The organism is SAR202 cluster bacterium, from assembly GCA_016872355.1.
In the GTDB taxonomy this organism is placed as follows: domain Bacteria; phylum Chloroflexota; class Dehalococcoidia; order Lucifugimonadales; family VGZY01; genus VGZY01.
In genome coordinates, this window is sequence record VGZY01000001.1 from 45,114 (window position 1) to 56,939 (window position 11,826).

The following is an 11,826-nucleotide window of genomic DNA, read 5'->3' on the forward strand; positions in this document are numbered from 1 at the left end:
GAAACAGAACAAGAATTGAAACAAACGGGGATTTATGGTGTAATTCGTTTAGTGTAATTACAAACAAAGGGCCAATCGGAGAGCTTCCGGTTGGCCCTTTTGTGTTCAATTCGTGTCCCGTTATTTCAAATCCCGCGGCAGGCTGCCGAGGAACATCAACTTTTCCACAGGCACGCCGTCCACAGCGCCGTCCAGTATCCGCCGCACGCCGTCCAGCGCCTCGGACAGGGGCACCCACGCGCCGGGGCGCTTCGTGTGGGCCTCCGCGGAGAAGAACGGCTGAGTCATGAACGCTTCCAGACGCTCTCCCGCACGATAGACGGAACGGTCGGGCTCCGGAATGGCGTCTGCGCTCCTCATGCTTACCAGCAGGCGTAGCTCCTGGTAACGCCTCAGCACAAGCCTGGCGTTCGCGACAGTCGCGAAATGGGATGCCTCGATCTGCGCGCCGTCCAGCAGGGTAGACGTCGACGGTATTGGGTCAATAGCGGGGTACAGGACGCGCGTCGCGAGGTGCTGCTCGAAGCGCCAGACCGTCTCCAGGGGGCCGAAGGGCGCGCCTTCGATATCGGGCGTCTGCCCGGTCAGGTCGTAGAGGGCGAAAGTGACGGGCCGCGCGCCCGCCTCCCTTGCCCTTTCCCGGATTGTCGTCAGCTCGCCCGACAGCACCTTCTCGCGGTCGGTCACGACGAAAATGTCGTGCTCAACGCCGGATGACCCCAGCAGCGCGGCGGCTTCGTCGAGCGTGGAGACGGTCATGCCGGCATCGGCGGCCAGAGCGTCGGTGAAACGACGCTCTTCCTCAGGAAGCCAGAGCACTGTCTCAAAGCCGCGGTGGCTCTTGAGAGTGCGGACCAGTTCCTGGAGCAGGACGACCTGTCCCAGGCCGGGCCTGGAGATCGCCCCGGCGATGCCGCCGCGGACGAGCGGCGCAAACAGGTCGATTACCTTGATGCCGGTCTCAACCATCCCGGCGGCCCCGGTCTTCACAAGGAGCTCATCGAGGGTGCACCCGGCGAGAGAGGCCAGTGCCGCGAGGGTGCGGACCTCTGCCCTCCCAATCGGTATCTTGCCGGTGCAAAGGTCGGAGACGGTTGCAGGGCGCAGGCCAACGGAGCGGGCGGCGGACGTGAGATTCGGGACACGGCGACGCAACAGTGGGACGTTTAGCAAAAGGTCCTCAGGCATAGCGGTCACCTCCTTCCGCTATACCGTAACATATCTTACGTTATACAGTAAATAGCCTTGCGCTCGCGCGTTACGCCTTCAGCTTCGCCAGGTACTCCTTGCGGAACTTCGCCACCTTGGGCGCGATAATGTATGCGCAGTATCCCTGGTCCGGGTTGCGTCGGAAGTATTGCTGGTGGTACTCCTCGGCGGGGTAGAAGACCTCGCTCTCCCGCACGTCGGTTATGATGGGGCGGTTCCAGACCTTGCGGCGGGTGAAGTCGTAGATCACGTCGTCGGCGGTGGCCTTCTGCTCCGGGCTATGGTAGAAGACGGCCGACCGGTACTGCGGACCGATGTCGTTCCCCTGCCGGTCCTTCGTCGTGGGGTCGTGTATTGTGAAGAAGACCTCGAGGATCTCCTTGAACGAGACTACGGCGGGGTCGAACGTCACCTGAACAACCTCCACGTGGCCGGTCTTGCCGGTGCACACCGCCTTGTAGCTCGGGTTCTCGACGTGGCCGCCGGTGTAGCCGGACACCACCTTCTCCACTCCCTTGAGCTGCTCGTACACCGCCTCCAGGCACCAGAAACAGCCGCCGCCAAGGGTAGCCTGCTCTCTCGTTTGCGTGGTCATGGCCCTTCGCCCTCCTTGAAGTCTCAAACTATCGCGATTATTTGATACCATGCGGGGTAGTTCAGGTTCACATTAACACTAATGCGGAGTGTGCACCAATGGGCGGAATCGTCGTCTGCGTTCACCAAAGGCCTGCCGAGGAGGGAGCGAAGGTGCTGGAGGCCGGCGGCGACGCCTTCGACGCCGCAGTGACGACCGCGTTCTGCCAGATGGCGATCCTCCCCTTCTCCTGCGGCGTGGGCGGCGGCATGACCGCCATTCTCTACTCCGCTCTCAACCGCGAGCGAGTGGCGATCGACGGCAACATGCGCGCGGGGTCCAGGGTCACGCCGGTCATGTGGGCGAAGGACTACCTGGGCGAGTCCGACTACATAGGCGAGAGCCTGTTTGCGGACTACCGGAGCACGATGGGTTACACCTCCATCTGCACGCCCGGCTCCGTCGCCGCGCTGGCGGACATGCACCGCCGCTTCGGCACAATGCCGTGGCCGGAGCTGCTGCAGCCGGCAGCGCGCCTCGCCCGCGACGGGTACGCGCTCACGGACGACTTCCTTCGCTAGTACCTGCCCTCAGTGGGGCCGTACGAGCCCGGAGGGATAGAGCGCATCAAGGCGACGGCGGAGGCGGCGCGCCTTTTCCTCCGGCCGGACGGCGGGCCTCTGCCGGAGGGGCACATCCTCAAAAACCCTCACCACGCGGAAACATTCGAACGGCTGGCGCGATACGGCCCTCAGGACTTCTACACCGGCAGCCTGGCGCGGGACATTGCAGACGACCTTGCGAAGAACGGCGCGTTTGTGACGCTGGACGACCTCCGCGAGTACCGCACGACGACGTACGCGCCGAGTAACACGTACTACGGCCGGTACGCCGTGTACTCCAACAACCCTCCCGGCGCAGGGGCGCTGCTGCAGGAGGCGCTGAACGTGCTGGACGGCCTCGATATGGGCTCTCTGGAGCACAACGGCGCTGAGTACCTGGCGCGGCTTGCATCGACGATGCAGCTTGTGAACCAGGACCGGCGCGACTACCTGGGAGACCCGGAGGCCATTGGCGAGGGGCCGGGGAATGTGCTACGTTCCGGGGAGCGAGCAGCAGTCCTTCGCAAAGCCGTGCTCGCGGGCGTGGTGGTCGGAATCGCACCGCGGAAGGAGTCACCGGACACCACGCACATGACCGTCGTGGACGGGCACGGCAACATAGCGTCGATCACGCACACGCTTGGCGCGCACTCTGGGGTCGTAACTCCGGGGCTGGGGTTTGTGCATAACGACGGGATGAACCGCTTCGACGCGCGCCCCGGGCGGCCCAGCTCGCTCGCGCCGCGCAAGGCCCGGCTGCACCTGATGATGCCGACGATAATATTCGACGGCGACTCGCCGTACATGGTGCTGGGCGCGCCTGGCGGGAACGGCATCCTGAGCGCACTCTCGCAGACCTTCCTGAATATCGTGGAGTTCGACATGACCGCCGGCGAGGCGGTCCTTTCGCCTCGCATCCACGCGGAGGGCTCGACGATCTGGTGCGAGTCGCGCTCCCGCTCGGACACGCTCGACGAACTCCGTGCCCGCGGCCACACCGTCGTGAAGGACTACATGTCCCTCGGCCGCCGCTTCGCCAAGGCGCACGTCGTCGTCATGCACCCGGACGGCCAGCTGGACGTAGGCTCAGACCCGCGCGGCTCGATGGGCGTCGTCAAGGCTCGGGGGTGAGGGCCGCACGTCTCACATAAACGGACTCTTCCGGTGCGCCTCTCACAATGCTAAGATTCCCAAGTCGCGGTCGGTCTACCCTGACATTATTACGCAAGGGAGTGTGCGCGCATGAAGGCTGTCGTATACGAGGCCCCGTTCAAGGTCGCGGTCAAGAACGTCCCGGACCCGAAGATCGAGCACCCCAACGACGTCATCGTGAAGATCACCTCGTCGTGCATCTGCGGCTCCGACCTGCACATGTACGAGGGGCGCACCGCCGCCAAGCCCGGCATCGTGTTCGGACACGAGAACATGGGAGTGATCGTGGAGACGGGCGCCGGAGTGTCCCAGCGCAAGAAGGGCGACCGCGTCGTCCTGCCGTTCAATGTGGCGTGCGGCTTCTGCCACAACTGCATCTGAGGCTTCACCGGCTTCTGCACCACGGTCAACCCCGGCTTCGCCGGCGGCGCGTACGGCTACGTGGCGATGGGGCCGTGGACGGGAGGCCAGGCGGAGTACCTGAAGGTGCCGTACGCCGACTTCAACTGCCTGCCGCTGCCGCAGGGCAAGGAGCACGAGGCCGACTTCGCGCTGCTCTCGGACATCTTCCCCACCGGCTACCACGGCGCGGAGCTTGCGGGCGTGAAGCCGGGCGAGAGCGTGGCGGTCTTCGGCGCCGGCCCGGTGGGCCTCATGGCGGCTTATAGCTGCGTCATCAAGGGCGCGGCAGAGACTTACGTCGTGGACCACGTCAAGGAGCGCCTGGACAAGGCGAAGTCCATCGGCGCGATACCGATAGACTTCAGCAAGGCGGACCCCGTACAGCAGATCAAGGACAAGCGCGGCGGCAAGGGGACAGACAAGGGCATCGACGCCGTGGGCTACCAGGCCGTGAAGGCGGGCTCCTCCGCCGCCGGAGGAGAGCAGGACGAGGTGCCGAACATCGTCCTCAACCAGCTCATCGACGTGGTGACGCCCACCGGCGTTCTGGGCATACCGGGCCTGTATGTGCCGTCCGACCCCGGCGGCGTGAACGAGGGCGCGAAGAAGGGCTCGCTGGCGATGAACTTCGGCAAGCTGTTCGAAAAGGGGCTGAAGCTCGGCACGGGCCAGTGCAACGTAAAGACATACAACTCGTACCTGCGAGACATGATTATCGCCGGCCGCGCCAAGCCCCGCTTCGTCGTCTCCCACGAGGTGCCGCTGGACAGCGCGCCCGAGGCCTATCGCAAGTTCGACCGCCGTGAGGACGGCTACACAAAGGTGATCCTGCACCCGTAGCTCACACCACCGGTCCGGCAGGGGCCCTGATGCCTCGGGGCCCCTGCCGGTAATCGCCAATTACACCTTCGTCACCTCTATGAAGTACCCGTCGTTTTTCACGCGGTCGTATGCCTTTTCGAACTCAGGCGAGCCGTCGTCTATCCAGCGCGAGTACTTCTGGCCGATTACGCCGTTCACTTCATTGCCCGCGATGCCGACGATGTTCGTCTGGCCAAGGCTGTAGACGGTGTGGCCTCCCGCCAGCTTCAGGACGCCAACATACCGCGGTGCCTCGCGCGGTTTGTTCGCCGAGATGCGGGCCAGGGCCTTCTCGTCCACCTCGAAGCCCAGTCCCGGCCCGTCAGGCACCGGCGAGAAGCCCTCGTGCACCGGTATGCGCTTCGTCGTAATATCCACGTCGCACTGGTCGTCCAGGTTGATCATGTGGCCGGAGGCCGTCGGCAGGACCGCCGCCACGTGCAGCGCCATCGCTTTGGCGAGCGTGCCGCCGCAGAACTGGATGAGCACCTGGATGTTCGCGCGGCCGTAGGCGTGGCCTTCCGACATCATCGTCCCAACCGGCCCGCCGATCATGTAGGCATCCGCCATCCCGTGGATTACCTCCTGCATGCCACCCATTGCAGCGCCGCCGCCGTGCACGACCGTCAGCTTCGTCCGGTTGCGCAACTCCCGCCAGCTCGTGACGTCGGTCTTGTCCATGGGGTCTTCCAGCCACTGCACGATGGGGTGCTTGCGCTCCAGCTCGTTGATAATCGGCAACAGGGCGGCCAGCGTCTTGGGGCGGCGAGGGCGGCCGGTGAAATCGTAGTGCAGCTTGAAGCCGGGAGGCGTCACCTCCTCGGCGGCCTTCGTCCACTCGAACAGGTCCTCAAGCGCGTTCGTATGGATCTTGAAGATCATGTACCCCTGCTTCACCGCGCGCGCCACGTCCGCCTGGAACTCCTTTGCGGTGGGGCCGCCCCAGGACCACGCCGCCACCTGCGCGCCATCGCGCACCTTTTGCCCCAGCAGCGCGTGGACGGGCTTGTCCAGGTACTTGCCCATGATGTCGTAGAGGGCCATGCCGAGGCCCTCCTCCACGTTCGTGTTCAGGTAGTCGAATGGGTCCTTCCCTATGTGCGGCTCCAGCCTGTCGCGCGGCGGGGGCAGCCCGCCCCAGTCGTAGTCGCCCCAGCCCACGATACCGTTGTCCGTCGTGACCTTGTAGACCATGCGGTGGTATGTGCCGTCGCGCGTCTTCACGTGCAAATAGCGATCGGCAATCGTTGAGACAGCCGCGAACGGGCTCGAAGGGCTGGACAAGCTGGAGCAGACCCGGCCCGACCTCGTGTTCCTGGATGTCTCCATGCCGGTCATGGGCGGGCTGGAGGCGCTTGAGAAGGCGCGCGCCCGCGGGGTTGACGCGGCAATCATAATGACCACGGCATTCGGCTCAGGGCAGGTGGCGATAGATACTCTGAGACTGGGCGCGGACGACTACCTGAGGAAGCCGTTTGAGCCGCACGAGTTCAACGCCGTTCTCCTGCGCGCCGTCCGCCGCCTGGATCTGTCCCGCCAGAACGCCTTCCTGCAGCAGCAGCTCGACCAGAAGCGGATACAGCTTGAGGCAGAGATTGCGAAGGCCGCGTCCGTCCAGTCAAAGCTCCTGCCGTGCGAGCTGCCGGCGATACCCGGCTTCGAGGTGGCTGCCCGCTGCATACCTGCGCGAGAGGTTGGCGGAGACCTCTTCGACTGGCAAGAGGCCTACAGGGGCACTACCGCGATTGCGCTGGGAGACGTGTCAGGCAAGGGGATGTCCGCCGCGCTGCTCATGGCGACGGTGCGCGCCACCCCCCGCGGAGTCACGCCGGCGCACCCCCCGGCGACCGCTATAGACATCGCAGAGCAGGCGCTGCACGATGACTTCGAGCGCTCGGAGAGCTTCGTTACCCTCTTCTGCGCCCATGTGGACCCGCGCAAACGCCAGGTATCGTTCGTGGATGCGGGCCATCGATACGCGTTCATACGGCGCGCTGGCGGCAACGTTGAGCTGCTTGAGCCGAGGGGATTCCCGCTGGGAGTAATGCCGGAGGAGCGTTACGAGCAAGGCGCTTTCACTCTGGCAGGCGGCGACGCGCTGGTGACGTACTCGGACGGGCTCGTGGGCGCAAGCGCTTATGAAGACCTGACGCCCGAGATAATGTCCGAGGCGCTTGAGGGAGCGGCGTCCGCCCAGGAGATGGTGGAGCGGCTGGTGGGCCTTCCCAGACGGGATGGCGATCCGCCGGATGACATGACTGTGCTCGTGCTGAGAGGATAGAAGGCCGGGTCTCTGGAGAGTGTCAATGAAGATCGACGTGACGCCCCGAGCAGGGGGCGTGGCCGTGGTGGCGCCAACCGGCAGGCTGGACCTGATGACCGCGCCGGAACTGAAGCAGCGACTCTCCACCGAGATAGCCGCCGGCAACTTCCGGCTCCTGATTGACCTGGGCAGTATCTCCTTCGTGGACAGCTCCGGGCTCGGCGCGCTCATCGCCGGGCTCAAAGCGGCGAGACTAAAGGGTGGCGATCTCCGCATTGCGCGGCCGGGCGACCAGGCGAAATCCGTCCTGGAGCTCACCAGCCTTCACCGCGTGCTGAAGCCCCATGAATCTGTCGAAACGGCTCTCGCCGGATTCTAGTTTGTTCCCGGGACCCTCTCTACGCCGAAGCTCGGTATGCGCTCAAAATCCCTGTAACGGGTCTGTATCTCCACCTGGTTGATGCGTGAGGTCCACCCGGACGTGGGCTCGTGGTATTTGAGCTCCACCTCGAGGCTATTCTCTCCACGCTTCAGGTCGTCCATCTCCAGCTTGTACTGGAACCAGTGCGCGTTGTAGCCGGGCTTGTCCTTCAGCTTCGCAGGGAAGGTGCCCGGGATGCGCGCCGCGCCCTCATTGACTATCTCGGCGTCTTCCCACCTGAGGTTGCGACCGTTGAAGACCACCTCAACCTTATCGTCCGCGCAGTAGTCCACGAACCAGATCGTCAGCACCGGGCGCCGCATCTCGCCGTTCGCCTTCGCATCCGCAATATCGTCCGCCACCCAGATGGAGAGCTTGCGGCGCTTGCCGACCTCCAGCGTAACCGGCAGTTGCCTGTCCGTCGGCCCGGCGGCGTAGGTGGGAGTTTCGTCCGGGGGCAGTACGTAACGCTTGGCCTTCCACGCCTGCGCGTCCGGATGGGCCATCTCGCGCAGCACAGCATACTCCGCCTCTGCGAGCGGCCACGGCAGGTAGCCGAGGTACAGCCCGGCGAAGCCCTGCCACGCCAGGGTCTGGCTGAGGGCGCGGAACATCTCTATGTGCGGGATGAGCGAGCGCTCGTCGTAGGCCCGGCGCGGCGGGCGCAGGTATGCGGCGGCGCCGGCGGCGTTGGCGGCATCCGCCAGCCACTGCCCTTCCTTGATGCCTGTATCGAATACGGAATATGGCGTGTTCCCGACGATGTAGTCGACGCTGCCCTCCTTGAGCCACGTCTCCGCGTCCATACCCCACTTGAGGTTCTCATCGCGGCGATGGAATACGCGGGCGCAGACCGGCACCGCCCTGCCCTGTTTCGCGCCGACCTCGTTCGCGATCGCCTTCACCTGTGCGACGAAACGGCTCATGAGCGGGGTGTTCTTCTCGACCTCTGCCTTGCGGAAGTAGCGAGGCCGGAATACGAAGTCCAGCTCAATGCCGTCCGCCTGGTAGTCCACGAGCATCTCGCGGACCATCGCCAGCTTCTCCTCGCGGACGATGTCGAGCGAGTAGTCATAGCACCAATCGGTATCGCGCAGGCTCTCTTCTACCTCGTTGAGGCAGACGGACTTGCCGTGCTGCATTTTGAGCTTGCCGTAGCGGTCCAGCCATACTGGCGAGTCGTCCGCAGGGTCCTGCAGCTTCAGGCTTGGGAAAACGGGGAGCCCTTTCTCCTTCCCTCTCTTTATGACCTCCCGCACCTGGTCGGTGCCCATCGCCGCGGCATCCTTGACCATGCGCATGATTCGCCAGTCTATGATGTCCCGCCACACCTCCTGGCCCTGCCCCGTGACTCGACCTACCTTGCTCTGGTGGAAGTATACGTCGCCGTAACCCAGTCCCAGAACCAGGAGCTCTACGCCGGTGCCGAGCACCTCGTCGACGGGCTGGTGGAGCTTGCGGAGGCTTACGGGCGGGTCCAGGCGCTTGGCGTGAAAGTGGTGGGCGTCGTTGTAGTAGACCAGGCGTGGGTAGCGCATTCGTGTAGTCATTGGCATAGCTCCGGAGTGGCGTTGACGGGAGCATGGTAGCAGGTGAACGCGACCGCGACAAACGGCCCGCGCCGCGATTGTGATAACTTAGTCCGGTCAACGAACTCTGGAGGAGCACACCATGACCATCTACGAGTCCCTCGGCGCGCGCGCGATCATCAACGTCTCCGGATCTTCCACACGTGTGGGCGGAGCGCTGATGCCGCAGAAGGTCGTTGAGGCCATGTCGCTGGCCGCGCTGGAGTCGGTATCAATGACCGAGCTACAAGCTGCGGCGAGCAGGCGGATCAAGCAGGCGACCGGCGCGGAGGCCGGGTACGTCACCTCCGGCGCGGCGGCGGGGCTGACACTGGGCGCGGCGGCGATCATGGCCGGGCTGGACCCGGCGAAAATGGAGCGGCTGCCGGATACGACAGGGATGAAGAATGAATTCATAATCTCCCGCGAGCACCGCAACGGCTATGACCACTCGATACGCCTTGCGGGCGCGAGGCTGATTGACGTTGGCATGAACGAGCAGGTGGCGGGCGCGGGAGTGCGCCGCACCGAGGCATGGGAGTACGAGGCAGCGATAACGGAGCGTACGGCGGGCATCGCATACGTTGCGCTGCCGGACAGCCAACCGCCCTTGCCGAGAGTGATCGAAGTCGCCCACAAGTACAAGCTGCCGGTGCTGGTGGACGCCGCCGCGCAGCTTCCTCCGGCGGTCAACCTGCGCAGGTTCATCGACATGGGCGCGGACCTGGTTGCCTTCAGCGGCGGCAAGGCGATTCGCGGGCCGCAGTCCACGGGCATCCTCGCGGGGCGCAAGGACCTGATCGCATCGGTGGCGCTGCAGCACCTGGACATGGACGAGCACTTTGACATCTGGGAGCCGCCGGCGGACCTGATACCGAAGGACAAGCTCATCGGCATACCCAGGCACGGCATTGGCCGAGGGTTCAAAGTGGCGAAGGAGGGCATCGCCGGCATCATGACAGCTCTGGACCTCTTCACCCACGGGGTTTATAAGGTGGATATGGAGACATACCGCCGCTATTTGGAAGCGATTGCGGACGGTGTAAGCGGGCTGCCGGTGGAGCCTCGCGTCATGCCCGCCAAAGGCGAAGGCTTCCCCATGCTCCACCTTGTTCTGGACACGAAGAAGATCGGACGCACTGCTTTTGAGGTATGCCGCGACCTGAAGCGCGGCGCCCCCGGCGTGTTCCCGAACGAGGGGATGCTGGAAAAGGACACCCTGGTCATCCACCCAATGAACCTCAGCGACGAGCGCGTTGAGGCGGTGGCGCGCCGCCTGCGCGAGGTGATGGGGAAGGGGTAGCGGAGTTGCGTTAACTAGGCGTTTAGCCGTATAGTATAGCCTGACGGCGGGAGCTTCATGCGGACTTTCACGGACCGGAATGGACGTCTTGTCCGGCTAACTGATGAGCGCGTTTCTCATATCGCCCTAAAGCACCCGGAAGTTAATGAGATGCTGGACGACATAGGCAGCGTTCTGGCCGGCCCAGACATCGTGACACCGGACCTGGCTCTGGAGGTCTACAGGTTTTACAGGTGGTTCGATGTAACGCCCAAAGGTCCGAAGTACCTCGTTGTGATGGCCAAGATGACCGCAACCGACGCATGGGTGTTAACTGCGTGGCTGACTGATCGAGTGAGATGAAGGAGATTGCTGCATGGTAGAGACGGAAGAGGCGCAGTTCGAGCTTTCATACGATCCGGACGGCGACATGCTCGAATTCCTTGTCCCAGGGAAGGCAGCAGTCACATATCCCACATCAAACGAGCATGTCATGGTCCGCATCGACTCCGATGGCCGTGTAGTTGGGGTCATGGTGCGCGGCGTGTCGGCAATGGGCGAAGCACCTTTCGACCTGAAACTGTCGTCCATAGTCGCCTCGAAGCGGAAGGTAACTACCAGTGTAGCCGCGCGGGAAATGGGGATATCGGTACGCCGTCTGCAGGCGTTGCTTCAGCAAGGCAGGGTGGAAGGCGCGGAGAGGGTTGGGCGTGATTGGCTCGTGCCGTTGCCAGCCGAGGTACGCCCGGGCCTTCGCGGGCCTCAGGGCGTTGCCAAACGAAAGCGCAACAAGTTCGCCTTCAAAGCCCCGGCGTAGCGCGCGCCATTAGAACCGCCGGCGGCCCTTGAGAGTGAACATCACGACGGCCCACAGCACGATGCCGCTGATCACGAAAGGCAGGAAGCGCTTGAGGTCGCTGTCTATGTTGTAGGTCAGCCAGACGGCGACGAGAGGGAAAAAAGAACATCGCCAGGATGATGCCCACTCGTTTCCCGGTTCCCAATAGCTCCCTGCCTTCTCGCAAACTTGCTCCATGGTAACACAGGGGTGCTGGGTGCTGGGTGCTGGTTCGAACCTAACACCTAACACCTAAAACCCTACTTCTTCTTGGCCGTCTCCTCGGGGAACTCGGCCACGAAAGCCGCCTCCACCAGCATGTTGCTCTGCAGGCCCACGCCGTAGCACCGGCGGTTCACCGGGTGGCCCGCGAAGTACTCCGCCCACACCGCGTTGATCTCCTTCACGTCCCTGTTCACGTGCTGCAGGTAGATGCGCGCCGAGCACACGTTGTGCTTGTTCAGCCCCGCCTCCGCAAGGACCTCGGTCAGCTGTTTGAAGATCTCCTTCATCTCCGCCGCGGGGCCGCCCTCAACCGGCTTCGACTGCCCGGGCGGCATGCCGGTCAGCACCGTCTCCAGTACTTTTCCGCTGTGGATGACAGCCGAGCTGAACGGAAAGCCCTCTTTGCTCCTCAGGAACTTCATCGCAGAC

The 11,826-nt window shown here is 63.9% G+C and carries 13 protein-coding genes and 1 pseudogene; 8 read left to right on the forward strand and 6 right to left on the reverse strand.

Annotated features, from left to right (window positions below):
• Positions 1-120: 120 nt before the first annotated feature.
• Positions 121-1,188: a hypothetical protein gene (locus FJ319_00230; protein MBM3932731.1), complete on the reverse strand. Its 1,068-nt coding sequence runs from the start codon at positions 1,186-1,188 to the stop codon at positions 121-123.
• Between the two features lie 70 nt (positions 1,189-1,258).
• Entirely contained in the window at positions 1,259-1,804 is a 546-nt protein-coding gene (gene msrA, locus FJ319_00235) for a peptide-methionine (S)-S-oxide reductase MsrA (GenBank protein MBM3932732.1), read from the reverse strand.
• A gap of 98 nt (positions 1,805-1,902) precedes the next feature.
• Here msrA and FJ319_00240 point away from each other — a divergent pair, with 98 nt between their 5' ends.
• From FJ319_00240 to FJ319_00250, 3 genes and pseudogenes are all read left to right on the forward strand, one after another.
• Positions 1,903-2,364: a hypothetical protein gene (locus tag FJ319_00240; GenBank protein MBM3932733.1), complete on the forward strand. Its 462-nt coding sequence runs from the start codon at positions 1,903-1,905 to the stop codon at positions 2,362-2,364.
• A 3-nt stretch (positions 2,365-2,367) separates the two neighbouring features.
• Positions 2,368-3,516, forward strand: a complete 1,149-nt coding sequence (locus FJ319_00245; GenBank protein MBM3932734.1) for a hypothetical protein — start codon at positions 2,368-2,370, stop codon at positions 3,514-3,516.
• Between the two features lie 111 nt (positions 3,517-3,627).
• Positions 3,628-4,779: pseudogene (locus tag FJ319_00250) on the forward strand (zinc-binding dehydrogenase).
• A 60-nt stretch (positions 4,780-4,839) separates the two neighbouring features.
• On the opposite strand, the gene FJ319_00255 reads toward FJ319_00250, so the two are convergent.
• A complete protein-coding gene (locus tag FJ319_00255) occupies positions 4,840-6,138 on the reverse strand; it encodes a hypothetical protein (protein MBM3932735.1) in 1,299 nt (432 codons plus the stop codon).
• Here FJ319_00255 and FJ319_00260 point away from each other — a divergent pair.
• On the forward strand, positions 6,110-7,081 hold the full coding sequence (locus FJ319_00260; GenBank protein MBM3932736.1) for a response regulator: 972 nt from the start codon (positions 6,110-6,112) through the stop codon (positions 7,079-7,081). The two genes, FJ319_00255 and FJ319_00260, sit on opposite strands and share 29 nt — an antisense overlap.
• A gap of 25 nt (positions 7,082-7,106) precedes the next feature.
• Positions 7,107-7,442, forward strand: a complete 336-nt coding sequence (locus FJ319_00265; protein MBM3932737.1) for an STAS domain-containing protein — start codon at positions 7,107-7,109, stop codon at positions 7,440-7,442.
• Here FJ319_00265 and FJ319_00270 read toward each other — a convergent pair.
• Positions 7,439-9,034, reverse strand: coding sequence for a hypothetical protein (locus FJ319_00270; protein ID MBM3932738.1), 1,596 nt, complete (start codon positions 9,032-9,034; stop codon positions 7,439-7,441). The two genes, FJ319_00265 and FJ319_00270, sit on opposite strands and share 4 nt — an antisense overlap.
• Positions 9,035-9,155: 121 nt before the next feature.
• Here FJ319_00270 and FJ319_00275 point away from each other — a divergent pair, with 121 nt between their 5' ends.
• The 3 genes from FJ319_00275 to FJ319_00285 all read left to right on the forward strand — a co-directional run bounded on the left by FJ319_00275 (position 9,156) and on the right by FJ319_00285 (position 11,151).
• Entirely contained in the window at positions 9,156-10,355 is a 1,200-nt protein-coding gene (locus FJ319_00275; protein ID MBM3932739.1) for an aminotransferase class V-fold PLP-dependent enzyme, read from the forward strand.
• A gap of 150 nt (positions 10,356-10,505) precedes the next feature.
• A complete protein-coding gene (locus FJ319_00280) occupies positions 10,506-10,697 on the forward strand; it encodes a hypothetical protein (GenBank protein MBM3932740.1) in 192 nt (63 codons plus the stop codon).
• A gap of 13 nt (positions 10,698-10,710) precedes the next feature.
• Positions 10,711-11,151, forward strand: a complete 441-nt coding sequence (locus tag FJ319_00285; GenBank protein ID MBM3932741.1) for a DUF2283 domain-containing protein — start codon at positions 10,711-10,713, stop codon at positions 11,149-11,151.
• Positions 11,152-11,160: 9 nt separating this feature from the next.
• Here FJ319_00285 and FJ319_00290 read toward each other — a convergent pair whose 3' ends face one another.
• Both FJ319_00290 and FJ319_00295 read right to left on the reverse strand, forming a co-directional pair.
• Positions 11,161-11,370 (reverse strand): hypothetical protein, encoded by a 210-nt coding sequence (locus FJ319_00290; protein MBM3932742.1) that lies wholly within the window; start codon positions 11,368-11,370, stop codon positions 11,161-11,163.
• A gap of 62 nt (positions 11,371-11,432) precedes the next feature.
• Positions 11,433-11,819: a RidA family protein gene (locus tag FJ319_00295; GenBank protein ID MBM3932743.1), complete on the reverse strand. Its 387-nt coding sequence runs from the start codon at positions 11,817-11,819 to the stop codon at positions 11,433-11,435.
• Positions 11,820-11,826: the final 7 nt, after the last annotated feature.